This is a genomic window from Kumtagia ephedrae, from assembly GCF_003012745.1.
GTDB classification, from domain to species: domain Bacteria; phylum Pseudomonadota; class Alphaproteobacteria; order Rhizobiales; family Rhizobiaceae; genus Kumtagia; species Kumtagia ephedrae.
Window position 1 is genome coordinate 293,383 of sequence record NZ_PXYK01000001.1, and the last position, 25,328, is coordinate 318,710.

Annotated in this window: 28 protein-coding genes; 16 read left to right on the forward strand and 12 right to left on the reverse strand. The window is 65.8% G+C overall.

All coding sequences use genetic code 11. From position 1 onward, the window contains the following. The first annotated feature begins 28 nt into the window (after positions 1-28). A complete protein-coding gene (locus tag C7I84_RS01480; protein ID WP_106770361.1) occupies positions 29-556 on the forward strand; it encodes a GreA/GreB family elongation factor in 528 nt (175 codons plus the stop codon). 14 nt (positions 557-570) lie between these two features. Here C7I84_RS01480 and C7I84_RS01485 read toward each other — a convergent pair whose 3' ends face one another. The 3 genes from C7I84_RS01485 to ssb all read right to left on the reverse strand — a co-directional run bounded on the left by C7I84_RS01485 (position 571) and on the right by ssb (position 2,705). Further along, a complete protein-coding gene (locus tag C7I84_RS01485) occupies positions 571-969 on the reverse strand; it encodes a DUF2306 domain-containing protein (RefSeq protein WP_106770362.1) in 399 nt (132 codons plus the stop codon). 227 nt (positions 970-1,196) lie between these two features. Beyond that, a complete protein-coding gene (locus tag C7I84_RS01490) occupies positions 1,197-2,117 on the reverse strand; it encodes a 5'-methylthioadenosine/S-adenosylhomocysteine nucleosidase (protein WP_106770363.1) in 921 nt (306 codons plus the stop codon). Between the two features lie 81 nt (positions 2,118-2,198). Then, the gene (gene ssb, locus C7I84_RS01495) at positions 2,199-2,705 is read right to left on the reverse strand and encodes a single-stranded DNA-binding protein (RefSeq protein ID WP_106770364.1); all 507 of its coding nucleotides are present in this window, start codon (positions 2,703-2,705) and stop codon (positions 2,199-2,201) included. A 213-nt stretch (positions 2,706-2,918) separates the two neighbouring features. Between ssb and C7I84_RS01500 the strand changes: the two genes are divergently transcribed. Then, positions 2,919-3,185: a hypothetical protein gene (locus C7I84_RS01500; protein ID WP_106770365.1), complete on the forward strand. Its 267-nt coding sequence runs from the start codon at positions 2,919-2,921 to the stop codon at positions 3,183-3,185. Between the two features lie 9 nt (positions 3,186-3,194). Here C7I84_RS01500 and C7I84_RS01505 read toward each other — a convergent pair whose 3' ends face one another. Next, positions 3,195-4,322 carry a DUF7986 domain-containing protein gene (locus C7I84_RS01505; RefSeq protein WP_106770366.1) on the reverse strand — a complete coding sequence of 376 codons (1,128 nt, stop codon included), beginning with the start codon at positions 4,320-4,322 and terminating at the stop codon, positions 3,195-3,197. A gap of 739 nt (positions 4,323-5,061) precedes the next feature. Between C7I84_RS01505 and uvrA the strand changes: the two genes are divergently transcribed. From uvrA to C7I84_RS01525, 4 genes are all read left to right on the forward strand, one after another. Beyond that, entirely contained in the window at positions 5,062-7,986 is a 2,925-nt protein-coding gene (uvrA, locus tag C7I84_RS01510) for an excinuclease ABC subunit UvrA (protein ID WP_106770367.1), read from the forward strand. Beyond that, positions 7,983-8,309, forward strand: a complete 327-nt coding sequence (locus C7I84_RS01515) for a DUF4258 domain-containing protein (RefSeq protein ID WP_106770368.1) — start codon at positions 7,983-7,985, stop codon at positions 8,307-8,309. Before uvrA ends, C7I84_RS01515 begins: the two co-directional genes overlap by 4 nt. Then, positions 8,306-8,530 (forward strand): hypothetical protein, encoded by a 225-nt coding sequence (locus C7I84_RS01520; RefSeq protein ID WP_106770369.1) that lies wholly within the window; start codon positions 8,306-8,308, stop codon positions 8,528-8,530. Before C7I84_RS01515 ends, C7I84_RS01520 begins: the two co-directional genes overlap by 4 nt. A 428-nt stretch (positions 8,531-8,958) precedes the next feature. Next, positions 8,959-9,903, forward strand: coding sequence for a DUF930 domain-containing protein (locus C7I84_RS01525; RefSeq protein ID WP_106770370.1), 945 nt, complete (start codon positions 8,959-8,961; stop codon positions 9,901-9,903). Positions 9,904-9,928: 25 nt separating this feature from the next. Here the strand turns inward: C7I84_RS01525 and C7I84_RS01530 are convergent, their stop codons facing one another. Continuing rightward, on the reverse strand, positions 9,929-10,222 hold the full coding sequence (locus C7I84_RS01530) for a type II toxin-antitoxin system VapC family toxin (RefSeq protein ID WP_425351284.1): 294 nt from the start codon (positions 10,220-10,222) through the stop codon (positions 9,929-9,931). A 140-nt stretch (positions 10,223-10,362) separates the two neighbouring features. Between C7I84_RS01530 and C7I84_RS30300 the strand changes: the two genes are divergently transcribed. The 3 genes from C7I84_RS30300 to C7I84_RS01545 all read left to right on the forward strand — a co-directional run bounded on the left by C7I84_RS30300 (position 10,363) and on the right by C7I84_RS01545 (position 12,837). Further along, entirely contained in the window at positions 10,363-10,518 is a 156-nt protein-coding gene (locus C7I84_RS30300; protein WP_207770945.1) for a hypothetical protein, read from the forward strand. 205 nt (positions 10,519-10,723) lie between these two features. Continuing rightward, complete coding sequence (locus C7I84_RS01540) at positions 10,724-11,530, forward strand: DUF72 domain-containing protein (RefSeq protein ID WP_106770372.1); 807 nt, start codon at positions 10,724-10,726, stop codon at positions 11,528-11,530. Between the two features lie 155 nt (positions 11,531-11,685). Continuing rightward, complete coding sequence (locus C7I84_RS01545) at positions 11,686-12,837, forward strand: GGDEF domain-containing protein (RefSeq protein ID WP_106770435.1); 1,152 nt, start codon at positions 11,686-11,688, stop codon at positions 12,835-12,837. A gap of 14 nt (positions 12,838-12,851) precedes the next feature. On the opposite strand, the gene C7I84_RS01550 is transcribed toward C7I84_RS01545, so the two are convergent. Then, positions 12,852-14,339, reverse strand: coding sequence for an NAD(P)H-hydrate dehydratase (locus C7I84_RS01550; protein ID WP_106770373.1), 1,488 nt, complete (start codon positions 14,337-14,339; stop codon positions 12,852-12,854). Positions 14,340-14,672: 333 nt separating this feature from the next. On the opposite strand from C7I84_RS01550, the gene C7I84_RS01555 reads away from it, so the two are divergent. Together C7I84_RS01555 and glnA are read left to right on the forward strand one after the other, a co-directional pair. Next, positions 14,673-15,011: a P-II family nitrogen regulator gene (locus C7I84_RS01555; RefSeq protein ID WP_106770374.1), complete on the forward strand. Its 339-nt coding sequence runs from the start codon at positions 14,673-14,675 to the stop codon at positions 15,009-15,011. A 64-nt stretch (positions 15,012-15,075) separates the two neighbouring features. Continuing rightward, positions 15,076-16,485, forward strand: a complete 1,410-nt coding sequence (glnA, locus tag C7I84_RS01560; RefSeq protein ID WP_106770375.1) for a type I glutamate--ammonia ligase — start codon at positions 15,076-15,078, stop codon at positions 16,483-16,485. 171 nt (positions 16,486-16,656) lie between these two features. On the opposite strand, the gene C7I84_RS01565 is transcribed toward glnA, so the two are convergent. Continuing rightward, positions 16,657-17,340, reverse strand: a complete 684-nt coding sequence (locus tag C7I84_RS01565; RefSeq protein WP_106770376.1) for a hypothetical protein — start codon at positions 17,338-17,340, stop codon at positions 16,657-16,659. Positions 17,341-17,498: 158 nt separating this feature from the next. Between C7I84_RS01565 and C7I84_RS01570 the strand changes: the two genes are divergently transcribed. From C7I84_RS01570 to C7I84_RS01585, 4 genes are all read left to right on the forward strand, one after another. After that, positions 17,499-17,759: a DUF4212 domain-containing protein gene (locus tag C7I84_RS01570; RefSeq protein WP_106770377.1), complete on the forward strand. Its 261-nt coding sequence runs from the start codon at positions 17,499-17,501 to the stop codon at positions 17,757-17,759. Between the two features lie 10 nt (positions 17,760-17,769). Then, entirely contained in the window at positions 17,770-19,593 is a 1,824-nt protein-coding gene (locus C7I84_RS01575; RefSeq protein WP_106770378.1) for a sodium:solute symporter family protein, read from the forward strand. 110 nt (positions 19,594-19,703) lie between these two features. After that, positions 19,704-20,075: a hypothetical protein gene (locus tag C7I84_RS01580; RefSeq protein ID WP_245428276.1), complete on the forward strand. Its 372-nt coding sequence runs from the start codon at positions 19,704-19,706 to the stop codon at positions 20,073-20,075. A 201-nt stretch (positions 20,076-20,276) separates the two neighbouring features. Then, the gene (locus C7I84_RS01585) at positions 20,277-20,990 is read left to right on the forward strand and encodes a DNA helicase (protein WP_106770379.1); all 714 of its coding nucleotides are present in this window, start codon (positions 20,277-20,279) and stop codon (positions 20,988-20,990) included. A 109-nt stretch (positions 20,991-21,099) separates the two neighbouring features. On the opposite strand, the gene C7I84_RS01590 is transcribed toward C7I84_RS01585, so the two are convergent. Further along, positions 21,100-22,140, reverse strand: a complete 1,041-nt coding sequence (locus C7I84_RS01590; protein ID WP_106770380.1) for a glutamine synthetase beta-grasp domain-containing protein — start codon at positions 22,138-22,140, stop codon at positions 21,100-21,102. A 301-nt stretch (positions 22,141-22,441) separates the two neighbouring features. On the opposite strand from C7I84_RS01590, the gene C7I84_RS01595 reads away from it, so the two are divergent. Beyond that, positions 22,442-22,639, forward strand: a complete 198-nt coding sequence (locus tag C7I84_RS01595; RefSeq protein ID WP_106770381.1) for a DUF2735 domain-containing protein — start codon at positions 22,442-22,444, stop codon at positions 22,637-22,639. A 120-nt stretch (positions 22,640-22,759) separates the two neighbouring features. Here C7I84_RS01595 and C7I84_RS01600 read toward each other — a convergent pair whose 3' ends face one another. Genes C7I84_RS01600 through C7I84_RS01615 form a run of 4 tightly spaced genes read right to left on the reverse strand, consistent with a single transcriptional unit; the run spans position 22,760 to position 25,324 of the window. Beyond that, positions 22,760-23,551 (reverse strand): ATP12 family chaperone protein, encoded by a 792-nt coding sequence (locus tag C7I84_RS01600; protein WP_106770382.1) that lies wholly within the window; start codon positions 23,549-23,551, stop codon positions 22,760-22,762. Between the two features lie 14 nt (positions 23,552-23,565). After that, positions 23,566-24,219 carry an HAD-IA family hydrolase gene (locus tag C7I84_RS01605; protein ID WP_106770383.1) on the reverse strand — a complete coding sequence of 218 codons (654 nt, stop codon included), beginning with the start codon at positions 24,217-24,219 and terminating at the stop codon, positions 23,566-23,568. Continuing rightward, positions 24,216-25,130 carry a DMT family transporter gene (locus C7I84_RS01610; protein WP_425351285.1) on the reverse strand — a complete coding sequence of 305 codons (915 nt, stop codon included), beginning with the start codon at positions 25,128-25,130 and terminating at the stop codon, positions 24,216-24,218. The genes C7I84_RS01605 and C7I84_RS01610 overlap by 4 nt, the downstream gene beginning before the upstream one ends. After that, the gene (locus tag C7I84_RS01615; RefSeq protein ID WP_133170045.1) at positions 25,127-25,324 is read right to left on the reverse strand and encodes a hypothetical protein; all 198 of its coding nucleotides are present in this window, start codon (positions 25,322-25,324) and stop codon (positions 25,127-25,129) included. The genes C7I84_RS01610 and C7I84_RS01615 overlap by 4 nt, the downstream gene beginning before the upstream one ends. Between the last annotated feature and the right edge of the window lie 4 nt (positions 25,325-25,328).

Genomic DNA, 25,328 nt, shown 5'->3' on the forward strand with positions numbered 1-25,328 from the left:
GATGCCGCGGCGCGGCGGGAGGCCCGCGATGCGCCCTGATCAGCCCTGCCTGCTCACGACCAAGGATTTCGCCATCCTCGAGGTCATGCTCGGGCGCTGCTTGGGGCGTGACGACCCGCTTCGCCCGATCATCGCGGCAAAACTCGCCGCCGCCCGGGTCGTCCTTCACGAGGATATTCCGGCCGGTGTGGTCACGCTGAACAGTCGCGTCCGCTACCGGGCCGGCGACGGACCGGCGCAGACCCGCGTCATCAGCCATGACGAGATGCATGGTCTGGTCGGCTCGATCCTGCCGATCCGGCAGCCGCGCGGCCTGGCGCTGCTCGGCCTGGCCGAAGGCCAGTCTTTCGCCGTCACGCAGAACAGGCAGGCGACGGTGATGACGGTGCTGGAGGTGATCTACCAGCCGGAGGCGGCCCGCCATGCGCGGAGCAAGCTGTCCGGCGCCTATGCAGCGCCGCGCCTGCGCCTTGTCCACGACGCCGGACCCCTTTCACCGGGAAAGGCCGCGCGGCCCCCGACCAATTCCGACGATCCCGGCCCCTCCGCCGCATGAGCCGCGGCCGATCCTTATCCGCCGAACACCACCTGATGCATCACCCTGCCTGGCAGCAGGGTGAAAAGTCCCGCGCCGACGAGGGCAAGCAGATAAAGCGAGATCATCGCCTTCCGGTGCCGGTCGACGCGGTGCCGATGCGCATGCCAGACGGCGAGCGGCACGGTCATCAGCACGAGCACAGACAGAAGATGGATCGGGCTCCACGGCCCGATGAGCCGGATCTCGTGAATCCAGAACCCGCTCGCAGCGACGAAAAGCATGAGGCCGGCCCAAATGAAGCCCACCATGCGATGGCGCACGGTGCCCTTCGGCAGCGCGAACTGCGCGGCGCCGAGCACCAGGGCCGCCAGCGCCGCCAGTGCATGCCCGGGAATCGGCGCCGACTCGGCCAGAAGAGGCTCCAGCGACATGGTCGATCCTCCCTCGTCGCTTTTGCGCTGAATCAGAGCGGAATGCGATCAGGATGAACCGGCATTCCGCTCCCATTCCTTGTCTTGTCGCATGATCCTAGTCCGAAAGATCCGCGATCCTCCGGGATCATGCTCCAACGCCGGCTAAGGACGTTCCGGACGGTCGTTACGGTCCCGGCCTGCATTTGCCCGCCCCTTGCCGGGCAGGGCACCGCACGACCATTCCGTCATGGCATCTTCTCCAGCAGCGCCTTGACCACGTTGGCGGAATTGGTCGAGGCGAGCGCCATGAAGGTTGCCATCTCGTTGGCCCCCTCGCCGCCGCCGGCGAGATCGGAAAGGCTGCGCACGGCGACAAACGGCACGCCGTTGGCATAGGCGACATGCGCGACCGCCGCGCTCTCCATGTCCAGCACCTTTGCCGCGAACGTCGCATGCACGTATTCGCGGAACGCGGCGTTGTCGACGAAGGCCTGGCCCGACACGCCATTGCCGCCGACGACGATTTTTGGCTTCTCGCTCAGGCATTTGTTCTCCGCCGCGCAGGCGGCGAGGTCGAGTTCGCCGGCGACCTTGCGGGCGATCTCCAGCAGGCCCGGATCGCTCGGGAACCAGAAGCGCGCCTCCTCGCCCGAAGCCCCGTCGCGGGCGACGCCGACCGGACGCGGCACGATCATGCCGAAGCCGTCGAACTCGCCCTCCTCCATGAAGGGCGGGATGGCGAAGCCGTCCGCCGTCTCGCGCGCGAACACCGCCTCCAGATACTGCCCCCACTGGTCGGCCACCACGACGTCGCCGATGTTGAGTGCCGGGTCGACGCCGCCGGCGATGCCGGAAAAGACGACCGAGGTCACGCTGAAGCGGTCGAGCGCTGATTGCGTGGTCATGGCCGCGTTGACCATGCTGACGCCGCTCAGGAACAGTACGACGTCCTTGCCGGCGAGCGTGCCGGTGACGAAGGTCCGCCCGTTGATCGTGTGCTCCCTGCCCTCGGCAAGATCAGCCCTGAGGGCCAGCCATTCAGGCTGGAACGCCGACACCACGGCGATCCGCGGCTTGTCGTCCAGCAGTTCCGCCGCCTGGCCCGCGGGAGCAATCGCGACCAGGGCAAGGAGAAGAACCGCAACAACGCGTTCGAGCGCAGCCATAGTGATCGATCTCGTCCCCAACAGCACGGTTCACCTCAGAGCCGGCCGCGCCGGACCGGCAAGCACGCATCGAGCCCTCGGTCAGAACGGAATTTCGTCGTCGAGCGAACCGCCACCGCCGCCGCGCGCGCCGCCGGCGCGCTGGCCGCGATCGTCCCCGGCGCCCGAATAGCCGAAATCCGAGCCGGCGCGGGCCGATCCGCCGGAATAGCCGACCTGTGCGTCGCCGCCCTGCCCGCGTGCGTCGAGCATCTGCAATTCACCACGGAATTTCTGCAGCACCACTTCGGTCGTGTAGCGGTCCTGGCCGCTCTGGTCCTGCCATTTGCGGGTCTGCAACTGACCCTCGACATAGACCTTCATGCCCTTCTTCAGGTACTGCTCGGCCACCTTGGCGAGGTTGTCGTTGAAGATCACGACATTGTGCCACTCGGTCTTTTCCTTGCGGTCGCCGGAATTCTTGTCGCGCCAGGACTCGGAGGTGGCGATGCGCAGGTTGACGACCGGGTCGCCCGAGTTCAACCGGCGGATTTCGGGGTCGGCACCCAGATTGCCGACCAGAATGACCTTGTTGACACTGCCCGCCATCACGCTTTCTCCACGCTTGTCCTAAATTCAGCCGTCCTTGGACACTGGCGGCATCTTATCCGATCGTCGCCGGCTGCGCGGCGACCGGCGCAATTTCCATCCACCTGTCCACAGGTGTTTTGTACCCGTTTTGTTCGGCATGCGCCAGCAAAAAATGTCAGGAATTGGCGTTCATGCGTTTCGCATCGGCCGGTCTCGTCCTACATTGGCGGAATGATCGCCGTCGTCCGCCGTCTCGGCAGCTTCATGCTGCCAATCCTGCTGCTCATGGCGCCCGCGCCCGTTCGGGCCGACGAGGCCCGGCAGCCGCTTCCCGGCGTGGTCCGGCCGGACCCGATCGTCAAGCCGCTGGAAGAGCCGATCGAACCGCCGCGCCCTGACGCCGACGGCTTCGTGCGCATGGGCGACTGGGACGTGCGCATCTCCGGCTCGGTGGCCGTCGACATCACCGCCGGCACCCTCAAGACCTTGCCGCGCTGACGCGCCCGCCTACGGGCGGACCAGTTCCTCGTAGGTATGGATCTGGACGAGCGGCTGCCCGATCATGCCCTTCAGGGCCGATTTCAGCATGATCTTGGCGCGGTCGGCCCTCAGCTTCGAATTGGCCGAAAGCAGCAGGACGCCCGGCGTCAGCTCGATCGACGCCAGCACCGGCGTCCCGTCCTCGAGCTCCATATGCAGGCGACCGTCGCGCACCTGCGGCAGCTTGCCAGACGCAAGGTCCCTGCCCTCGTCCTCCCCGTCGATCCAGTTCCAGACGAACTCGTCTTCGCCGCGCAGGTCGGGAAGCGCATCGAGGCGGCCGCGGATCGCATCCTCGGAAACCCCGGCGGTGAGCGGATACGACATGGTGTGGAAAAGCAGCTCCTCGCCGTCGCTGTTGAAGCGCGGCGGCGGCACCTTCTCCAGCCTGCCCTTCAGCCTGTGATCGAGCCAGATGGCGGTGAATTCGGGCGCCGCGTCCATCAGATAGATCGTCTCGCCGATCTGCCGCGGATCCATGCCGCCAAGATCCTCGCCTGACGAAACCGCCTGGCCGGAGATTTCGTCGCCGAGCCGCTTCATCTCGGCGCCGATGGTCCCGAGCACCTCGTCGGCAGCGGCCGGGCCGAAGACGACCACACCGCCGGCGAGGCGATGCCTGCCCGACACTTCGACGATCCGGCCGCCGATGCGATCGCCGTCCTTCAGCATCCGCGTCGCCGCATGCTCGGTCACCTCTACCGGATCGCCGCCGAGCAGCAGGTCGCGTGCCAGCATCGACTGGCCCGCAACGATCCCGCTCACCTCGTGGAGGCTGAAAACGGAGTCACGCAGGGCCTCCATGTAGCGCCGGGTGGACGGCGTCTCCTTCCAGCCGCGGCGCTTCAGATAGTCGTCGATCACGGTGCGCTCGTCCTCGTCCGACAGCGGGCGCGTCAGGAAATCCTCGAAGGCACAGCTCCACAGGCTGTTCATGTCGGTCTCGCCGATGAGTTCCTCGAGCTTGTCGAAATCGATCCCGTAGGCGTCGAAGGACGGGCCGAAGTGATGGTCGAACACCTCGTCGAGAAGATCCCGCCAGTCGTCCCGGTCGGACCATTTCACAAGGCCGGAGAGTTCATGGCCTTTCGGCATCGGCAAAGCCTTTCTGGCGCGGATCGACGCGAAGCATCTCAATCTAACGTCCGGGACGTAGCAGCGCGACCCGGACGGCGCAAGAAAGCGGGATTTCCACAAAGATGAAGCCCTGCCGCCGGTTCATCGGCATGCAGGGCTTCTTTTCGGATTTTACCCGATTGCCGGGAGCGTTTTACCGGCTTTTTCTTCGAGTGCCTCGCGGCTTCACGCCGACGACTCGACTATGGTCTCTGATTGTCGGGGGAAAACGGCGGTCTCGCGCCGGACTTCATCCCGGCCGATCCTCGCCGCCGCTCCGCGTCAGGCGCGGAGCCTTTCGGGACTGTCCGGTGGAGTCATGCCTCACTCCCGCGTATGTTCGACCAATGCCTGCCAAGTGACTGCCTGCGGCGTCTCGCAGACCGGCGCCCTGCCCTGCCGACCGGCCTTTCCGGTCGGGGTCACCGTGGCGACGGTCGGAGTGTGCCAAGCCTGCCCGCCCCCGTCAACCGAAGAAGGCCGGCCGCCGAAAAAAGTGATCGCCGCCGCACAAACCTTGCCCGGCAAACAGGCCGCGGGGCTTGTGTCAGGAGACTCGTTCGACCTTTGTTCTTTTCGCTTGCCCAAACCCGTCAAACCGGCCTAAATCCGCCGGCGGCGGCGCGCGCTCGCAAAGGCGGCGCGCATGCCTACATAGGCGGTGCCGGCACCACGCGGACCGGCCCTGAAATCCATTCTGACGAGACGGCGGAGCGGCATGGCCGACCACAAGTACATTTCGGTGCGCGGCGCGCGCGAGCACAATCTGAAGAATGTCGACCTCGACCTGCCGCGCGACAGCCTTGTCGTCATGACCGGCCTGTCGGGCTCGGGAAAATCCTCGCTCGCCTTCGACACCATCTATGCCGAGGGCCAGCGGCGTTATGTCGAGAGCCTGTCGGCCTATGCCCGCCAGTTCCTGGAGATGATGCAGAAGCCGGACGTCGACCAGATCGACGGCCTGTCGCCCGCCATCTCCATCGAGCAGAAGACGACCAGCCGCAACCCGCGCTCGACCGTCGGCACCGTCACCGAGATCCACGACTATATGCGCCTGCTCTACGCCCGCGTCGGCGTGCCCTATTCGCCGGCGACCGGCTTGCCGATCGAGAGCCAGACGGTCAGCCAGATGGTCGACCGCGTGCTGGCGCTGGAGGAAGGCACCCGCCTCTACCTGCTGGCGCCGATCGTCAGGGGCCGCAAGGGCGAGTACAGGAAGGAACTGCTTGAGCTGCAGAAGAAGGGGTTTCAGCGCGTCAAGATCGACGGCCAGTTCTACGAGATCGCCGAGGCGCCGGCGCTGGACAAGAAATACAAGCACGACATCGACGTGGTGGTCGACCGCATCGTGGTGCGCGGCGATCTTTCGGCGCGGCTGGCGGATTCGATCGAGACGGCGCTGAAGCTGGCGGACGGGCTCGCCGTCGCCGAATTCGCCGACAAGCCGCTGGACGCCAGCCAGACCGGCGACGACGCGGTCAACAAATCCGCGAACGAAACCCACGAGCGCATCCTGTTCTCCGAAAAATTCGCCTGCCCGGTCTCCGGCTTCACCATTCCGGAGATCGAGCCGCGCCTGTTCTCCTTCAACAACCCGTTCGGCGCCTGCCCGGCCTGCGACGGCCTGGGCAGCCAGCGCGCCATCGACGAGAACCTCGTCGTGCCCGACGAAAACGTCACGCTGCGCGACGGCGCCGTCAGCCCGTGGGCGAAGTCGACCTCGCCCTACTACGCGCAGACGCTGGACGCGCTCGGCAAGGCTTTCGGCTTCAAGCTCGGCGACAAATTTTCCAGCCTGTCGGAGGAGGCGAAGCAGGCCATCCTGCGCGGCACCGGCGAACGCGAGATCACCTTCCACTACGACGACGGCCTGCGCTCCTACAAGACGACCAAAACCTTCGAGGGTGTCATCCCCAATCTGGAGCGGCGCTGGAAGGAGACGGAATCGGCGTGGATGCGCGAGGAGATCGAGCGCTTCATGTCGGCCACCCCCTGCCCCGCCTGCAACGGCTTTCGCCTCAAGCCGGAATCGCTGGCGGTGAAGATCGCCGGCCTGCATATCGGCGAGGTGTCCAACATGTCGATCCGCAAGGCCGATGCCTGGTTCACCGAGCTGCCCGCAAAGCTCAACGCCAAGCAGAACGAGATCGCGGTCCGCATCCTCAAGGAGATCCGCGAGCGCCTGCGCTTCTTGAACGACGTCGGCCTCGACTACCTCACCATGGCGCGCAATTCCGGCACGCTGTCGGGCGGCGAGAGCCAGCGCATCCGGCTGGCGTCGCAGATCGGCTCCGGCCTCACCGGCGTGCTCTACGTGCTCGACGAGCCGTCGATCGGCCTGCACCAGCGCGACAATGCCCGCCTGCTCGACACGCTGAAGCACCTGCGCGACCTCGGCAACACGGTGATCGTGGTCGAGCACGACGAGGACGCCATCCTCACCGCCGACTACGTCGTCGACATCGGCCCGGCCGCCGGCATCCATGGCGGCCGCATCATCGCCCAGGGCTCGCCGGCCGAAATCATGGCCAACCCCGCCTCGATCACGGGCAAATATCTGACCGGCGAGCTGGAGATCGCCCTGCCCGACGAGCGCCGCCGGCTGAAGAAGGGCCGGCGCATAAAAGTGGTCGGCGCGCGCGGCAACAACCTGAAGGACGTCACCGCGGAAATCCCGCTCGGCACCTTCACCGCCGTCACCGGCGTGTCGGGCGGCGGCAAATCCACCTTCCTGATCGAGACCCTGTTCAAGGCAGCCTCGCGCCGCATCATGGGGTCGCGCGAGCATCCGGCCGAGCACGACCGCATCGAGGGCCTCGAATTTTTGGACAAGGTCATCGACATCGACCAGTCGCCCATCGGCCGCACGCCGCGCTCGAACCCCGCCACCTACACCGGCGCCTTCACGCCGATCCGCGACTGGTTCGCCGGCCTGCCGGAGGCCAAGGCGCGCGGCTACCAGCCCGGCCGCTTCTCCTTCAACGTCAAGGGCGGCCGCTGCGAGGCCTGCCAGGGCGACGGCGTCATCAAGATCGAGATGCACTTTTTGCCCGACGTCTACGTCACCTGCGACGTCTGCCACGGCAAGCGCTACAACCGCGAGACGCTGGAGGTCACATTCAAGGGCAAGTCGATCGCCGACGTGCTCGACATGACGGTGGAGGAAGGCGCCGAATTCTTCGCCGCCGTCCCCTCCGTGCGCGACAAGCTGCAGACGCTGGCAAAGGTCGGGCTGGGCTACATCCATGTCGGCCAGCAGGCGACGACGCTGTCGGGCGGCGAGGCGCAGCGCATAAAGCTCGCCAAGGAACTGTCGCGCAAGGCGACCGGCAAGACGCTCTACATCCTCGACGAGCCGACCACCGGCCTGCATTTCCACGACGTCGCAAAACTCCTGGAAGTGCTGCACGAGCTGGTCGACCAGGGCAACACGGTGGTGGTCATCGAGCACAATCTGGAGGTGATAAAAACCGCCGACTGGATCCTCGACCTCGGCCCCGAAGGCGGCGACGGCGGCGGCGAGCTGGTGGCGCAGGGCACGCCGGAGGAGGTGGTGGCGGAGCCGAGGAGCTATACCGGACAGTTTTTGAAGGAGCTGCTGGAGCGCAGGCCGAAGCAGGGGAAGCGGGAGGCGGCGGAGTGAGCGAGACGCTGGAACGCATCCGCGATCTCGTGGCATCGGGATGTTATGCATTTTCCAACCATGCCTATGAAGAATTGGCCGCGGACGGTATATTGCCTCGTGAAATCCTTGCCGGCTTGCCAGCGGCAATTGTGGTCGAGGACTATCCAGACGCCAAACGCGGTCCGTCAGTTCTGGTATTCTGGCGTGGAGAAAATGGAGATCCGCTGCATGCCGTTTGGGGCGTCCATGCGTCCAACGCGGACAGGGCGATCCTGATAACAGTTTACAGGCCGAACCCGAAACTGTGGACGCCCGACTATCTCAAGAGGTTGCGACCATGACCGAGACACGAACCGAAAAGACAATCAAGCACATCCACGAAGGCAAATACGCAGCCGACGTGCGGATCACGCTTCACTACGATGGTTCCGACTGGGACCCGACGATCGATCGGGAAGATGTCGAAAAGCTGGATCGCGTTCGTTTCGCGCTTCGTCACGGCGATCTGGCTGCAGCCGCGAAAGACGCGAAGATTTACGAACTCCTGCCTATCTCCGCATAGTGGCGGCTGGTGGCCTCCGGTACGCCGGAGGAGGTCGTGACCGAACCGCGCAGCTACACCGGGCAATTCTTGAAGGACCTGCTGGAGCGAAGGCGGGGAGGCGCGAGGCGGCGGAGTCGTAGTCCAATCCAATTGGACTACGGCGAGCCCAATGTCTAGTTCCTTGAAGGAAAGCGAAAAACCGCGCCGCCGGAATTGCTGTCTTCATTGCGCTTAGGCCTAGCGTCACGGCGCAATGTGATCACGCGAGCCGCTTCCATTGTGAGCCAGCCGAACGGTAATCCGGCTAGGCTTTCGACATCATGCGGGAGCAGCGGCAAATCCAAGCATAGAGCTTCCTTGCTTATCTGCCCGGCGTCGACAATTAGACGCCCCGCCAACGGACGCACCGCTTGCGCCCGCCATCCCGATATCCCAATTATCCACCCATGACTGGCGAGGCGAACATCGAGCGTCGGGGCTGGGGCCTGCCCGCCTCCATCGCGGTGCATGCGCTGGTCGCCGCGCTGGTCATCTTCGGGCTCCCCAAAACCCTGTCGCAGCCGCAGGAAGAAGAGGTCGTATCGGTCACGCTCGAGCCGCCGCCGAAACCGCCCGAACCGGCCAAGGCCGAGCCGCCGCCACCGCCACCCGAGCCGGCCAAGCCGCCAGAGCCGGCGCCGGAACAGGCGGCCGCCTCCCCGATCCCGCCGCTCAATCCCGTGGTGAAATTCGGCGAGAAGGATGCCGGGCCGCGCCGATCGTTCGCCGGCGCGGGCGCCGAGGACAATCCGGCGCCCCAGCCTCCCGTCGCGGACGAACGGAAAGCCGCGGACGAAGCCGCGCCCGAAAACCCGGAGCAGGATGAAACGCAGCCGGCCGCTGAAAACGACGAAGCCAAGGAGCCCGGCAAGGCCGACGACAGAACCGGCAACGCCGCGGAGCAGCAGCTGACGACCACGGCGGCGACTCCGGACAAGGCACCGCTGCCGTCCGGTCCACCGCCCAGGCAGGCGAAGGCCGCGTCGGAGCCAAAGCTGCACGAGGCGCGGACCTTGTTCTCGCGCTCCGCGACCGGCGGCCCGGCGGCGACGACGGCGATGGCCAACATCCCGCGCGGCGTCCGCATCGGCCGGCTCTGCGAGACGGAGCTGGGTCTGCAACTGCTCAACGGCGGCCACTTTCCGGACCTGCTGCCGTCCTACAGGCTGGAAGAGGGCACGGTTCTGGCGATCCAGCGCTCGGCATACCGCCGCGCCGGCGGCGTCTGGCACGATCTGAGCTTCGAATGCCAGGTCGACGCGGACGCGACCGGCGTGGTGTCGTTCGCCTTCCGCGTCGGCGATCCGATCCCGCGCGCGGAGGCGGCGCGGCTCGGCCTGCCGTTGCAATGACGACCGGCCGCCGCCGCACACGCAGCTACTCCCACATCGTCCCCGCGCCCAACTCCTTCAGCCACCTGTCCTTCGACAGCAGCGTCAATCCCTCGACCACCGCCTGGGCCCCGAGCATCCGGTCGAACGGATCGCGATGCTCGGGGCCGTAGGCACCTGCCCGTACGGCATGCATGGCGGACAGCGGCAGCAGGTCGAATCCCTCCGCCGCCACGACAGCGTCGAATGCGCCGACCAGCGGCCCCACCTCCGGCCAGCGCCCGCGATGATGCTTGTAGGACATCTCGCAGGCCGACACCGCGCTCGCGCCTCGCAGCACTTGCCGCCGCGCTCGACGACCTGCCGGGCCAGGCCAGGCGGTTTGCCCGCTGGCGCGCCGCCCGCGACGCCGCAGACGCGCAAAGCAGAAATCGCAAGACCGTCGCGCGGGACAAAACCGGCTCCGGCCGGTTCAGGCGCATGTCGCCGCTCCGGACCGGGCGTCCGCCCGGCGGCAGGCTGTCGCGCTTCGATCCGTCCGCCACCCATTCCCGAAAGATCCGCGAGGTCGACGAGATCCTGGCGCATGCCCATGCGCTGGCCGTCTACGCCCTGGACTATCCCGACACGTCATGACGTGCGCCTTCGCGACGCGCGGTTCTGAAAAAGCGAAGCATTTTGACAGCCAGACGGGACAAGATCCGGGCGTGGCGACGGCGCCTGCTGTCAGGAGCCTGAAAACGCCGGGTGGACAAGCGGGCGACACGAACGCATTTTTCGCCGCACGACCCAGGGCCGCTCCGGCCCGGATATCGACGGGCCGCAGCGAACGGAGACGAGGATGCAACCCGGAAAAATCCGCGCCGGCATGGGCGGCTGGACCTTTGAGCCGTGGGACACGTCCTTCTATCCCGACAAGCTCGCCAAGGCGAAGCAGCTCCAATACGCCTCGCGCCAGGTGCCGACCATCGAGGTCAACGGCACCTATTATTCCGGCTTCAAGGAGCCGACTTTCGTCAAATGGGCCAGCGAGGCGCCGGACGGTTTCGTGTTCTCGCTGAAGGGCAACCGCTTCGTCACCAACCGCCGCGTGCTCGCCGAGGCGGGCGAATCGGTCGAGCGTTTCGTCACCCAGGGCATCGCCGCGCTCGGCGAAAAGCTCGGGCCGATTCTCTGGCAGTTCGCGCCGACCAAGAAATTCGACGAGGACGATTTCGGCGCCTTCCTGAAACTGCTGCCGGAAAAGCAGGACGGGATAGAACTGCGCCACACCGTCGAGGTGCGCAACGCCTCCTTCGCGGTGCCGGAATTCGTGGCGCTGGCACGCAAGCACGGTGTCGCGATCGTCCATGCCGACCACGCCACCTATCCGGCGATCGCCGACGTCACCGGCGATTTCGTCTATGTCAGGCTGCAGACCGGCAGCGACGACAACCCGGACTGCTACGAGCCAAAACGGCTCGACGAGTGGGCCGAGCGGGTAAAGACCTGGGCGGCCGGCAAGGAGCCGGACGATCTGCCCAAGGCCGATCCGAAAACCACGGCGCCGGTGCAGCCACGCGACGTGTTCGTCTACTTCATCACCGAGGGCAAGGTGCGCGCGCCGTTCGGCGCCATGGCGCTGATGAAACGCGTCGGCGAAGGCTGATCGTTCCGGTTGTGCGGTCGGCCGGAAAGCTGATTGCATCCGCCTCAGACAAACCGGGCGTCCAATCGGCATTTGACGCTCCGTCGTAACCATCTGCACACCTCCTTCATGTAGTCGGTGGCTGCTGGCGAACGCCTTCGGGCATGGCGGGGGTCATGACGCTCGACTACAACTCCCTCTTGACGGCGCTGGGCATCTCCGGCGGATGTCTCGCCGTCACGCTGCTGATGAGCTGGTCGGTCGCCCGCGCGCAGGCCTTCCTGCTGACCTGGGCCGCCGGCGTCGCGCTGATCGTCGTCTACGTCGTCCTCTACGGATTCTATGTCGACTATCCCGATCCGCTCCTCGGCGCGATCTCCTTCGTGCTGCTGCTGGCGGGGCTCTCGGCCCTCGTCGGCGCGGCGCGGCAGTTCCGCACCGGCCAAAGCTCGCTGCGCCCGACGCTGTCGGCTGCCGCACTTTCCCCGATCGTCCCGGCCGCCGCCATGCTGCTCGGCTTCGACGGGCTCGGCTTCATCGCGCTCAACGTCGCCGCTGCCCTGCTGCTTTCGGCCACGGCCGGCGAATACTGGACCGGCCGCGCCGAGGCGCCGGGGCCGATCGTCGGACTGACGGTGCTCTATGCGGTGACCGCCTTCGGCTTCGTGCTTTGCGCCTGCGTGCTGATCGGCGACGGTCGCCTGGTGCTCGGGCAGGCACCGCAGAACTGGGCCGAGGACGTGTCGCTGGCGATCAGCATCGCCGGCATGACCGGCATCGGCGCGCTGTCGCTGGCGCTCAACCACTGGCGCATGGCCGGCAAGCACCGCCAGGAGGCGATGACCGACGCGCTCACCGGTCTGCTCAACCGGCGTGCCCTGTTCGACCGTCACGGTTCGATGCGGTTCGGCCCGTTCGCCGCCGTCATCGTCTTCGACCTCGACGGCTTCAAGTCGATCAACGACGACCACGGCCACGCGGCCGGCGACCGGGTGATCCGCGCCTTCGCCGAAGAGCTGGCGGCATCGACGCAGCGGCGCATGTCGGCGGCCCGCCTCGGCGGCGAGGAGTTCGCCCTGGTGCTGCCGCGCTGCCTGCCGGAGCAGGCCGAACAGATCGCGGAGCGCATCCGTGCCGCCTTCGCCGCCCGCGCCATCCCCACCGACGGCGCCTCCCTCACCTGCACGGTCAGCGCCGGCATCGCCTTCGGCTCCGAGGACGCGCCGGGCTTCGAGACGGTGCTACGCCAGGCCGACAAGGCGCTCTACGCGGCCAAGCGCGGCGGCCGCAACCGCACCGTCACGCGCACCCTGCGCTTGGTTAGCTGACCGGGCCTGTCCCCTCAATCCAGCAGGTCGCGCAGCACCGCCGGCAACTCGCCCGGAATGTCCTCGGCGATCAGCCCCGGCCCGAAGCGCCTTGCCGCCTCGGCATGGATCCAGACCCCGGCACAGGCCGCCTCGAAACCCGGCATGCCCTGGGCCAAAAAGCCGGCGACGATGCCGGAGAGCACGTCACCGGAACCGGCGGTGGCCAGCCATGGCGTGCCGTTGGCGTTGATGGCGGCACGTCCGTCGGGTGCTGCGATCACCGTATCGGGCCCCTTGTAGACGACGGTCGCCTCGACGCGGTCGGCCGCCCGGCGCGCACGCTCGAGCTTCGACGGAATTTTTCGCAGGTCGGGGAAGAGCCGGCCGAACTCGCCCTCGTGCGGCGTGATCACCAGGTCGGCGGCGCGCCCGCCGAAAGGTCCGGCGAGCAGGCCGGGCTCCGCGGCGAGCGAGGTCAGTGCGCTGGCGTCGACCACCGCCGGCAGCGGGCGCGGCAGGCGGTCGATCAGCTCGAACAGCAGGCGCCCGGTCTCGGCCGAGGCGTCCAGTCCCGGCCCGTAGACGAAGGCCGCCGGCCGCCGGTCCGCGAAGAAGGCCAGCGCCTCCTCCCGCGTGTCGGCCTTGCGCAGCATGATCGACGTGAGATGCGCGGCATTGGCGGCGAGCGCCTCCGACGGCGACAGCAGCGTCACCGCCCCTGCCCCGGCGCGCGCCGCCGCCAGCGCCGACAGGCGCGCCGCGCCGGTGGCGCTCGCCGCGCCTGAAAATACGGCGACATGGCCGCGCGAATATTTGTGGGAGTCGACGGCGGGCCGCGGAAATCTGGATTTCCAGAGCTCCGGGCCGTTCTCGAAGCAGGTGGCGCCGGCAGCCGCCACGATGTCCTCGCCGATGCCGATATCGGCCACAACGACCTCGCCGCAGGCGGTGCGGCCGGGCTGGAGAAGGTGTCCGGGTTTCTTGCGCACGAAGGTGACGGTGACGGCCGCCTGAAAGGTTTCGCCGAGAATTTCGCCCGTCGCACCCGAAACACCGGAGGGAAGATCGACGGCGACCACCGGAACGCCGGCCGTCCTGACGCTTTCCATGGCACGGCGCGCGGCGCCGCCGACAGGGCGCGCCAGCCCGGCGCCATAGACGGCGTCGACCACCAGGCCACCGGCCGAAGGCGCGAAGGCGGCGAGCGGCTGCGGCCACACCTTGCAATCGGCGGCCGCCAGCGCGGCGTCGCTGCCATCACGCGGCGGACCCTCTGCGTAGACCGCCACGTCCACGCCCGACCGTCGCAGCAGTTCGGCCACGACATAACCGTCGCCGCCATTGTTGCCCGGCCCGCACAGCACGTCGACCCTGGAGGCCGCCGGAAAGCGCTCGAGCACGATGGCGGCGACAGCGGCACCGGCCCGCTGCATGAACTGGTAGCCGTCGAAGGGGCCGGTCGCGATGGCGCGCCGGTCGCAGGCGGCCATTTCGTCCGGCAGGAGCAGTTCGAACGGCATACGGCCAGAACCTGTCGAAAGGTTGAGCGTTCGTCTGGCATAGCACGGCAGGGAACCGCACGAAACGAACCACATGTTGCCTATTATTTCGTCAAAACGCCCACAAAATAGGCTGATTAAAAAACAGACAGCCCCGACCCTCTGCCCGCCTGCCGGCACGCCACCTGCCGGCAGGCGTCGCGGCCCACGGTTGCACCGTCGACGGCCGGGAACGGACGGGACTTGCGACCGGGCCGGGTTGTGGCTGACAACTGGCACGGATCATGCTTTGGTTCAGGCACAACAAGGCGGGCCGGCGAGCCCGCCGTCCTTTGATTGGAGGCCGTGCCGGAAATGAAGAAGATCGAAGCGATCATCAAGCCGTTCAAGCTCGACGAGGTGAAGGAAGCGCTGCAGGAGGCGGGGCTGCAGGGCATCACGGTGACGGAGGCAAAAGGCTTCGGCCGGCAGAAGGGCCATACCGAGCTCTATCGTGGCGCCGAATATGTCGTCGACTTCCTGCCCAAGGTGAAGATCGAGGTGGTGCTGGGCGACGAATCGGTCGAGGGCGCCATCGAGGCGATCCGCAAGGCGGCGCAGACCGGGCGCATCGGCGACGGCAAGATTTTCGTCTCCAACATCGAGGAAGTGGTACGCATCCGCACTGGCGAGACCGGCCTGGACGCGATCTGAGCAGGCCGGCGGACTTTTCGAAATCGAATCTCTTTACAAAAACGTCAATCAGGGAAAACGCCACATGACGACAGCCAAAGACATCATGAAGCAGATCAAGGACAACGACGTGAAATTCGTCGACCTGCGCTTCACCGATCCGAAGGGCAAGCTTCAGCACGTGACCATGGATGTCGCGGAGGTCGACGAGGACATGTTCGCCGACGGCGTGATGTTCGACGGCTCCTCGATCGCCGGCTGGAAGGCCATCAACGAGTCCGACATGGTGCTGATGCCCGACACCGACACCGTCCACATGGACCCGTTCTTCGCCCAGTCGACGATGGTCGTGCTGTGCGACATCCTCGATCCGGTCTCCGGCGAGGCCTACAACCGCGACCCGCGCGGCACCGCCAAGAAGGCGGAGGCCTACATGAAGGCCGAAGGCATCGGCGACACCATCTATGTCGGTCCCGAGGCCGAGTTCTTCGTCTTCGACGACGTCAAGTACAAGGCCGACCCGTACAACACCGGCTTCAAGCTGGACTCCTCCGAGCTACCGTCGAATGACGACACCGACTACGAGACCGGCAACCTAGGCCACCGGCCGCGCGTCAAGGGCGGCTATTTCCCCGTGCCGCCGATCGATTCCTGCCAGGACATGCGCTCCGAGATGCTGACGGTGCTCGCCCAGATGGGCGTGCGCGTCGAGAAGCATCACCACGAGGTCGCCGCCGCCCAGCACGAACTCGGCGTCAAGTTCGACGCGCTGGTGCGCAACGCCGACAAGATGCTGCTCTACAAATATGTCGTGCACCAGGTCGCCAACGCCTATGGCAAGACGGCGACCTTCATGCCGAAGCCGGTGTTCGGCGACAACGGCTCGGGCATGCACGTCCACATGTCGATCTGGAAGGAAGGCAAGCCGACCTTCGCCGGCAACGAATATGCGGGCCTGTCCGAAACCTGCCTCTACTATATCGGCGGCATCATCAAGCACGCCAAGGCCATCAACGCCTTCACCAACCCGCTGACCAATTCCTACAAGCGGCTGGTGCCGGGCTATGAGGCGCCGGTGCTGCTCGCCTATTCGGCGCGCAACCGCTCGGCCTCCTGCCGCATCCCGTTCGGCTCGTCGCCGAAGGCGAAGCGCGTCGAGATCCGCTTCCCCGATCCGGGCGCCAACCCCTATCTCGGCTTCGCGGCGCTGCTGATGGCCGGCATCGACGGCATCAAGAACAAGATCCATCCCGGCCAGCCGATGGACAAGGATCTCTACGACCTGCCGCCGAAGGAGCTGAAGAAGATCCCGACCGTCTGCGGCAGCCTGCGCGAGGCGCTGCAGAACCTCGACAAGGACCGCGGCTTCCTCAAGGCCGGCGGCGTCTTCGACGACGACCAGATCGACGCCTACATCGAATTGAAGATGGCCGAGGTCATGCGCTTCGAGATGACCCCGCACCCGGTCGAGTTCGACATGTATTATTCGGTCTGAGCCCTTTCGGGGCGATGGGCTTGGACGAAAAACCCCGGCGGTGACGCCGGGGTTTTTCCTTTTGAGGCGGGAAGGATGCTTGCGATGGCGCAGGCGACCGCCGCGGCTTGGACGACGGGCACCGTGCCGCATCGAGATCGAGCTGGCGGGCAGCACGCGCCGAAAAGGCGGTCAGGCCTGGCTCGACGACCGGTTGTTTCGCGCCCGCCACGAAGCCGCGACACCTGCCGCATCCAGCCGGTTGCGAAAATCCTGGATCACCTCGTTCCAGGCGAAGCGGATGGAATTCTCGACGACCTCGCGGTCGAAGCGCTTGTGCTCGTCGGCGATCGGCGCCCAGCGGATCAGCGCCTTCGGGCTTTCGGTGAATGCGCTGGCACCTGCTGCGATGTTTTCCCAGGCTGTCCGCGACAGCCGCTCGGCGAAGGCCGCACGCCACGCCTCGGGCGCTCCCGGGTCGGGTGCCTGACCCTCGTTGACCGCCACCCCATGGTCGTAGCACGCGATCGCCAGCTCACTGCGGCCGTCGGCCGGCAGTCGGCCACCTGCCGCGACCTGCGCGACGGCATGAACGGTCAGGTCCGCTAGCGAAGCGGCGAACACCTGCATCCGCGCGATGTCGATCGATCGCGCGAAGACTTCGTCCTCGAACATCTCGGGGTAGCGGATACCGATGCGCTCCTTGAGATAGCCGTAGAGCTTCTTCTGGGTGATCAGGGCCGAACGGGTGGCAACGAAGTCGAACAGGCGCTCGACACTGTCGACAGGCGCCGAATCACGCCGGACCGACAGCCTTGATGCCGTCTCGACCAGCCAGCCCGATGCTTCCGAGAACCGCTCGATAACGCGTTTCATCACTTCCCGCCGCCCCGCACCGCCGCCTCCGGGCATACTACGATCGGATTATTTCGCGATAGGCGCCGGTCTGCAATCATGCAAGTGGGCGATTCCGTCTTGGAGCGCTCGTTGCCGACGGACGAATCCGTCCGTCGACGAGACGAGGGGAGGAAGAAATGGCCAGCAACGACTCCGATGCCAGGCAACGGCATTGGGAGAAGACGCGCAATCTCAACACGATCGTTCTGATCCTGTGGGCGATTTTCGCGATCATCATCCCGTATTTCGCAAGTGCACTCAACGCGTTCACATTCCTGGGCTTTCCGCTGGGCTTTTACATGTGCGTCCAAGGGTCTCTCATTGCGTTTCTCGTGCTGATCTGGGGCCAGAACTGGAGGCAGGATCAGATCGACGACGAATTTGGCCTCGGCGACTAGGGGGGAGACAATGACGACGACAACTCAGGAGGGGCGCAGAGGGCGCTTCCTCGACAATCTGGGCAAGGTCTACGCGCTCTATACGCTGGGCTTTGTGGTTTTCTTCTTCCTTATGGCTCTTCTCGAGAGCATGGGCGCCAGCGCCCAGGTGATCGGCATCGGCTTTCTGCTCTTCACCATCGCCATCTACGCGGTGATCGGCTGGCTGTCGCGAACGGCGGAGGTCGACGCCTATTACGTCGCCGGCCGCGAGGTTCCGGCGCTCTACAACGGCATGGCCACGGCAGCGGACTGGATGTCCGGCGCGTCCTTCGTGGCGATGGCCGGCGGCGTCTATTTCGGCGGCTATCCCTATCTGGGCTACATCATCGGCTGGACGGGCGGCTATGTGCTCGTCAATTCGCTGCTGGCGCCCTACCTCCGCAAGTTCGGCTGCTACACCGTGCCGGACTTCGTCGGCACCCGCTACGGCGGCAACACCGCCCGGCTCTGCGCCGTGATCATTTTGGTGGTGGCGTCCTTCACCTACGTGACGGCGCAGATCAACGCCACCGGAACGATCGCCGCCCAGACGCTCGGCGTGCCCTTCGAGGTCGGCGTCTGGCTCGGGCTCATCGGCATCTTCATCTGCTCGATGCTGGGGGGCATGCGGGGCGTCACCTGGACCCAGGTGGCGCAGTACATCGTGCTCATCATCGCCTATCTGGTGCCGATCATCTGGATGTCGAACCGCCAGGATTTCGGCATCATCCCGCATTTCTCCTACGGCGAAGCCCTCAACCGCATCGCCGAACTCGAGGCGCAATACGGCCTCAATCCCGCCGCCCAGCCGATCCCGGGCGTCTCGGTTCTCACCACCCCGATGAATGCCCCGGAAGGCAAGGGCTGGGCCATGGTCTCGCTCGCCATCTGCATGATGGCCGGCACGGCCTCTCTTCCCCACATCCTGATGCGGTACTTCACCACCCCGTCGGTCCGTTCGGCCCGCCGCTCGGTCGCCTGGTCGCTGTTCTTCATCTTCCTGCTCTACTTCTCGGCGCCGGCGCTTGCCACGCTGACGAAGCTGCAACTGCTCGATCCCACTCTGGCGACCTCGGTCATCGGCAAGGCGTTCGCCGACGTGTCGAACCTGGAATGGGTGAAGCATTGGAGTTCGGTCGGCATGCTGGCCGTGCAGGATCAGAACGGCGACGGCATCGTCCAGCTGAACGAGTTCTTCATGCGGCCGGACATCGTCGTGCTGGCTACGCCGGAAATCGCCGGCCTGCCCTACGTCATCTCCGGTCTCGTCGCCGCCGGCGGCCTGGCGGCCGCCATGTCGACGGCGGACGGCCTGCTGCTGGCCATCGCCAACGCGCTCAGCCATGACCTCTACTACAAGATGATCGACCCGCAGGCCGACACGCGGCGGCGCCTCACCGTCGCCCGTATCCTGCTGCTCTTCATCGGGGTGGCGGCGGCACTCATCGCCTCGCTGCAACTGACCGGAATCCTGGGGGCGGTGGCCTGGGCCTTCGACTTCGCCTGTTCCGGCCTGTTCTTCCCGCTGGTGCTGGGCGTCTGGTGGAAGCGCGCGAATGCCCCTGGAGCGATCGCCGGCATGATCGGCGGCTTCGTCGCCGGGTCGCTCTATCTCTACCTGGTCTTCAACAAGATCATCGATCCCTGGATGGGCATCGACGACATCCGCTTCGGTATCATCGGCATGCCGGTCAGCCTGATCTGCATGGTCGTCGTCAGCCTGGCGACGCGCGAGCCGAGCAAGGAGATCCAGGAGATGGTGGACGAGGTCCGCGTGCCGAGCGGAAGGACCATTCTCGCCGCGGGGCACTGATTGCAAAGGCATCACCGGGAAGCGGGCTTTCCGCTTCCCGGGATCATGTTCTAGAAGGACGGCGAAGGGGCAGGATGCTCTCCTGCCCCTTTTCCTTGGGGGGCAAAGGCGTGCAAGGTTCGGAACATCTCATCTTCATGCACCCGCTGTGGGTGATCGTCGTCGACTACGTGCTGGGCCTGGCCATGTGGACGCTGATCGGCCGCACGGCGATGGGCCTGTTCCTGCCGGAGAATTCCAGCTTCTTCTTCATGCGCTTCTTCGTCCAGGCAACCAACCCGCTGCTGGCAGCCTTCCGGCCGATCACGCCAAGCTTCCTGGTCGAGCCGCTGGTGCCGCTCTACGTGGCCTGGTTCTTCTTCATGATACGCTTCTACCTCATGCCATGGCTGCTCGGCTATTCGGTCATGGGCATGCTGTCCTTTCCGCTCGAAAGCGACATCGCCATATGGCTCTACCAGACCTTCGGCGCCGGATCCTGAACGGGACGGGGCGCCCGAACGACCGGCAGTGTCCGGCCTGCCGAATCGCGCTATGATCCGGTTCTGGCGCAGCCCACGCCTCCCCCCTCCGCCGGGAAAGCACAGTTAATGCGGGGCCATTTCCGTCGCCGAACCGACTGTTCGGGCAGCCGCATAAGGAGGGATTGCGAAAATTTGCCCGCAATAGGAGGTTCTTTTTCGATGAAGCTTTCCGCGCCCGTCCACCAGCTCAAGCGAAAATCGAAGCGTCTGGCCCGCGACGAAAACATTCCGCTCCACCAGGCTCTCGACCGCACCGCCAGGGCCGAAGGTTTCGACGCGTGGAGCCTGCTCGTGGCGAAAATGGCCGCGGCTTCGCCGGCGGGGAAACTTTTCGGCGGCCTGGCGCCGGGCGATCTCGTGCTGCTCGCAGCGCGGCCGGGACACGGCAAGACCCTGATGGGCCTGGAATTGGCTGTGGAAGCCATGAGATCGGGCCATCGAAGCGTGTTCTTCAGCCTCGAATACACCGAGAAGGACGTCCAGGACTGCTTCCGCGCGATCGGGGTTGAATGGCCACGGTTCGACGGCCTGTTCACTTTCGACGGCTCCGACGCCATCAGCGCGGACCATATGATCGAAAGGCTCGGAACGGCGCCGCGCGGCACGCTGGCGGTCGTGGACTACCTGCAACTGCTCGACCAGAGGCGCGAAAACCCGGACCTGGCCGTTCAGGTTCGCGCGCTCAAGGCCTTTGCCCGGGACAAGGGACTGATCATCGTCTTCATCTCGCAGATCGACCGGTCGTACGACCCGGCCAGCAGGCCGTTGCCGGATCTTCGGGATGTCCGGCTGCCGAACCCGCTGGACCTGAAACTGTTCGACAAGGGCTGCTTCCTGAACGATGGCGAGTTCCGCTTTCAGGCGGTGAACTGACGCTTTCCTCATCGCAATCGCCGCGACGCGCCGGGACATTGCCGACCGGACGGCAAAAAGCCCCGGCGGTTTCCCGCCGGGGCTTTTGGGTGTCCTGAAGGACGATGGTTTACGCCGCTGCCTTCTTGGCGGCGTCGGTCGGAACCTCGGCGATCGTCTTCAGCACCTGGCTGGCGATCTGGTAGGGGTCGCCCTGCGAGTTCGGGCGGCGATCCTCGAGGTAACCCTTGTAGTCGTTCTTGACGAAGGAGTGCGGGACGCGGATCGAGGCGCCGCGGTCGGCCACGCCGTAGGAGAACTTGTTCCACGGGGCGGTCTCGTGCTTGCCGGTCAGGCGCTTGTCGTTGTCCGGGCCGTAGACGGCGATGTGATCCAGCAGGTTCTTGTCGAAGGCGGCCATGAGCGCCTCGAAATAGGCCTTGCCGCCGACTTCGCGCATATAGGCGGTCGAGAAGTTGCAGTGCATGCCCGAGCCGTTCCAGTCGGTGTCGCCGAGCGGCTTGCAGTGGAACTCGATGTCGATGCCGTGCTTCTCGCACAGGCGCAGCAGCAGGTAGCGCGCCATCCAGATCTGGTCGGCGGCCCTCTTCGAGCCCTTTCCGAAAATCTGGAACTCCCACTGGCCCTTGGCGACCTCGGCGTTGATGCCCTCGTGGTTGATGCCGGCGGCGAGGCAGAGGTCGAGATGCTCCTCGACGAGCTGGCGGGCGACGTCGCCGACGTTCTTGTAGCCGACGCCGGTGTAATACGGCCCCTGCGGGGCGGGATAGCCCTGCTCGGGGAAGCCGAGCGGACGGCCGTCCTTGTAGAAGAAGTACTCCTGCTCGAAGCCGAACCATGCGTCCTCGTCGTCGAGGATGGTGGCCCGGCTGTTGGAAGCGTGCGGGGTGACGCCGTCCGGCATCATGACCTCGCACATGACCAGCACGCCGTTGGTGCGGGCCGGATCGGGATAGAGCGCGACAGGCTTCAGCACGCAGTCGGAGCTGTGGCCTTCCGCCTGCATGGTCGAGCTTCCGTCGAAGCCCCACAGCGGCAGCTGCTCGAGCGTCGGGAACTCCGCGAACTCCTTGATCTGGGTCTTGCCACGCAGATTGGGAACAGGGGTGTAGCCGTCCAGCCAGATGTACTCGAGCTTGTACTTCGTCATTCTAACCTCTCTAGTTTAGCGGAACGCAAGGCGCTCCCGATGCGTTCTCGACCACCAGCGGCCGATCTGCCGGAAGACAGAAAGCAAGGCGCGTGCCACGTCCGGCGCGATCGCTTTGCAAACCCGGGCAAGGCCGAATTGCCGCAGCACAGCAATGCCGGACGATCGAGCAAAGGCCATAGCAAGCCTAAAAAATAGTCAAATATGATAATGATTTAGGCATATTGCCTAAACGACTCGCAGAACCTACATTGCTGGACAGGCGACTCCTTACCGGTCCACAGGAAAGGGAACCCCGGCCATGAATGCGAGCCCTGAACGACAGACAGCCAAGATCTTGCCGTTTCCGATGCGTGGACGCGCATCTGCTGCAATTTTGAGCAACAAGGACAAATTTGCGGCAGAGCTTGCCTCCCTGCGCACGCTCGACGTCGCCGGCGAAACCGCCTGGTATCACGACGCGGCCATAGACGAAGCGGCCCACGACCGCAGGCACTGAACTCCGGCTCCAGAGCGGAATGCGATCGAAATTCCGCTCTATCTCCCTGCTTTGAAGCAGATCTCCATCCGAAAAGTCTGCGACTTCTCGAGATTTATGTTCCGGATGCTCAGGCTTTGATCAGCCGTCCAGCGCCGCGATCAGCGTCGCCGCCGCCAGCATGTCGCGCTTGCGGTGCGCCCGCCGGGCCATGGCCTCCGCGTCCTGGCCCCAGTGCTCCGCCTGCCAGTCCTCATCGACATGGGCGGCCGTCCAGGCCGTCTCGACATCGCGCTCGCCCGCCTCGACGGCGAGCGCCAGCAGCGCCGACCCGGTCAGCGACGTCATCAGGTGCAGCGCCGCCAGCCGGAACGGCTCCGCCCGCTGCCTCAGATGGATCGCCAGCGCGGCAATCGCCTCGCGCGGCTGCTCGATATGCATGACCCCTTCCGCCAGGTTCAGGCGCGCGCCGAGCGCGTCGCGCGCCCAGTCGAGCACGCCGTCCCATGCCTCGTTCTGCCGCGTCACCAATGCTTCCGGAGCATCGGCGCGGTAGCACAGCAGGTCGGAGGAGGCGAAACGCAAGATGTCCTCCAGCACGGCATCGGCTTCGTGCGCTACGCCGTCGATGGCCGTGTTGGCAAGCCGCATCACCGGCATGGTCACCGGGTCGATGGTATCGCTCTGCGCATCGAACTCGTCTGCGACCAGTCGTGCGGCCCGTTCGCTCGGCAGTTCGAGCCGGGTGCGGGCCGGCGTGCGCGCCGGCTTGCCGTCGAGCCTGACCACATGCCCCCTCTCGCCGGGTTCCACGGAAACCGCCTTGTAGAAGCGCTTCGGCAGCGGCGTCCTCATCTGGATTTGCGCCCGGCGGACGGGGTCGGGATCGGAGAGATACCGGCCGGCATCGAGGTCGTTCAGAAGATCGCGCATGAGACAAATCCTGTTCAGGCAAGCAGCGGCATCAGCCCGGCCGGGCTTGCCAGCACGCATTCGGCGCCGGCCGCGAAGAGCGCCGGCGCGTCATGGTAGCCCCAGGCCACGCCGATCGCGCGGGCGCCCGCCGCGCGGGCCATCTGCATGTCATAGATGGCGTCGCCGACCACGAAGGTCGAGTCCGGATCGACGCCGGCGAAGGCGCAGCACTCCAGCACCATCGCCGGATGCGGTTTCGAGGGGCAGTCGTCGGCGGTGCGCACCACCAGGAAGGTTTCGGCGAAGCCGTGGGTGGCGAATACCGCCTGCACGCCGCGCCGCGACTTGCCGGTCACCATGCCGACCAGCACGTCGTCGCGGCCGGCGAGGTCGGCAAGCAGCGCCGCGACGCCGGGATAAAGCGGCTCGAGGAATCCGGGCTCGCCGCGCATGGCGGAAAAATGATGCTTGTAGCGCTCGACGAGCACGTCGGTCGCCGGATCGGGTTCGCGGCCGATCATGCGGGCGATCGCCAGATGCAGGCTGAGGCCGATCACGCTCTTGGTCGAGGCGAGCTCGGGCAGCGCAAGGCCGGCTTCGACAAAGGTGCGCTCCATGCAGCCATGGATGATTGCCGCGCTGTCGACGAGCGTGCCGTCGCAATCGAAGAGCACGAGCCTGGTCATTGCCGGCCCCGCGCCGACCGGTTGACGAGGACGAGGCCGGCGGCGATCAGCCCGAGCGCCAGGAAGATGCGGATCGACAGCGGCTCGCCCAAAAGCATGCCACCGAGCAGCACGGCGAATACCGGCGTCAGGAAGGCGAAGCTGGAAAGGCCGGCGGCCGGATAGCGCCGCATCACCCAGAACCAGACAACATAGGTGAAGGCGACGACGAAGATCGCCTGGAACAGCAGCGCGCCGGTGGCGAGCGCGGAAAGGTCGCGCGTCAATGGCCCGGCCAAGACCAACAGGGGTGCGATGAGCACGGCCGAAACGGCCAGCTGGTAGAGCAGCAGCTTTTCGGCGCCGGCATGCGCGAGCCTGGTCGACTTGATGACGAGGGTCGTGGCGGCCCACAGGATCCCGGCGCCCAGGCCCATGACGTCGCCCCACAGCGCATGCGGCCCGGTCAGGCTGAGCTTGTCGGAAAACACCAGCGCGACGCCGGCAAAGGCAAGCAGCAGGCCGAGCCATTTCCGCACCGACATGTGCTCGCCGAGCAGGAAGTGCGCGCCGAGCAGCACCCAGAACGGCATGGTGTTGACCATCAGCGTGTTGCGCGCGACGCTGGTGAAATCCAGGCTGTGGAAGATCAGCAGGAATTCGCCGCCGAACAGCATGCCGGCAACGATGCCCGGCAGCAGCGTGCCGTCGCGCTGGAAGAGTGCAATGCCGCGCCAGCGGCACCAGCCGAACACCAGCACGCCGGCGATCGCCGAGCGCAGCACCGTGACCAGCACGGGGTTGTAGCCGACATTGGCCAGTTTCGCGGCGACGCTGTTCAGCCCCCAGGAAAAGGTCAGGCCGATCATGATGACCACGGCCGCCGTGTCTATCGCTTCGCGGCGGTTTAGTGTTGTGGCAACATAAGTCACTTTGGTCGTTTTTCGAGGTTTGCGAGGACTGCTTTCAGCACTTCGGTGTTGGCCTTTATCGCCTCGGTATTTTTTCGGCAGACTTCCGCCATCTCGTCGGCCCGCGCGGCATAGCGGCGCAAGACGATGAAGATAATGAGGAGTATGACGATCAGCGGCAGCCAGCCAAGAAATACACTGATAATCGAAGCCATCTTG

Coding starts and splice junctions, on each gene's coding strand:
- C7I84_RS01480 (WP_106770361.1), top strand. CDS start 29: ATGCGCCCTGATCAGCCCTGCCTGCTCACGACCAAGGATTTCGCCATC.
- C7I84_RS01485 (WP_106770362.1), bottom strand. CDS start 969: ATGTCGCTGGAGCCTCTTCTGGCCGAGTCGGCGCCGATTCCCGGGCAT.
- C7I84_RS01490 (WP_106770363.1), bottom strand. CDS start 2,117: ATGGCTGCGCTCGAACGCGTTGTTGCGGTTCTTCTCCTTGCCCTGGTC.
- ssb (WP_106770364.1), bottom strand. CDS start 2,705: ATGGCGGGCAGTGTCAACAAGGTCATTCTGGTCGGCAATCTGGGTGCC.
- C7I84_RS01500 (WP_106770365.1), top strand. CDS start 2,919: ATGATCGCCGTCGTCCGCCGTCTCGGCAGCTTCATGCTGCCAATCCTG.
- C7I84_RS01505 (WP_106770366.1), bottom strand. CDS start 4,322: ATGCCGAAAGGCCATGAACTCTCCGGCCTTGTGAAATGGTCCGACCGG.
- uvrA (WP_106770367.1), top strand. CDS start 5,062: ATGGCCGACCACAAGTACATTTCGGTGCGCGGCGCGCGCGAGCACAAT.
- C7I84_RS01520 (WP_106770369.1), top strand. CDS start 8,306: ATGACCGAGACACGAACCGAAAAGACAATCAAGCACATCCACGAAGGC.
- C7I84_RS01525 (WP_106770370.1), top strand. CDS start 8,959: ATGACTGGCGAGGCGAACATCGAGCGTCGGGGCTGGGGCCTGCCCGCC.
- C7I84_RS30300 (WP_207770945.1), top strand. CDS start 10,363: ATGTCGCCGCTCCGGACCGGGCGTCCGCCCGGCGGCAGGCTGTCGCGC.
- C7I84_RS01540 (WP_106770372.1), top strand. CDS start 10,724: ATGCAACCCGGAAAAATCCGCGCCGGCATGGGCGGCTGGACCTTTGAG.
- C7I84_RS01545 (WP_106770435.1), top strand. CDS start 11,686: ATGACGCTCGACTACAACTCCCTCTTGACGGCGCTGGGCATCTCCGGC.
- C7I84_RS01550 (WP_106770373.1), bottom strand. CDS start 14,339: ATGCCGTTCGAACTGCTCCTGCCGGACGAAATGGCCGCCTGCGACCGG.
- C7I84_RS01555 (WP_106770374.1), top strand. CDS start 14,673: ATGAAGAAGATCGAAGCGATCATCAAGCCGTTCAAGCTCGACGAGGTG.
- glnA (WP_106770375.1), top strand. CDS start 15,076: ATGACGACAGCCAAAGACATCATGAAGCAGATCAAGGACAACGACGTG.
- C7I84_RS01565 (WP_106770376.1), bottom strand. CDS start 17,340: ATGAAACGCGTTATCGAGCGGTTCTCGGAAGCATCGGGCTGGCTGGTC.
- C7I84_RS01570 (WP_106770377.1), top strand. CDS start 17,499: ATGGCCAGCAACGACTCCGATGCCAGGCAACGGCATTGGGAGAAGACG.
- C7I84_RS01575 (WP_106770378.1), top strand. CDS start 17,770: ATGACGACGACAACTCAGGAGGGGCGCAGAGGGCGCTTCCTCGACAAT.
- C7I84_RS01585 (WP_106770379.1), top strand. CDS start 20,277: ATGAAGCTTTCCGCGCCCGTCCACCAGCTCAAGCGAAAATCGAAGCGT.
- C7I84_RS01590 (WP_106770380.1), bottom strand. CDS start 22,140: ATGACGAAGTACAAGCTCGAGTACATCTGGCTGGACGGCTACACCCCT.
- C7I84_RS01595 (WP_106770381.1), top strand. CDS start 22,442: ATGAATGCGAGCCCTGAACGACAGACAGCCAAGATCTTGCCGTTTCCG.
- C7I84_RS01600 (WP_106770382.1), bottom strand. CDS start 23,551: ATGCGCGATCTTCTGAACGACCTCGATGCCGGCCGGTATCTCTCCGAT.
- C7I84_RS01605 (WP_106770383.1), bottom strand. CDS start 24,219: ATGACCAGGCTCGTGCTCTTCGATTGCGACGGCACGCTCGTCGACAGC.
- C7I84_RS01615 (WP_133170045.1), bottom strand. CDS start 25,324: ATGGCTTCGATTATCAGTGTATTTCTTGGCTGGCTGCCGCTGATCGTC.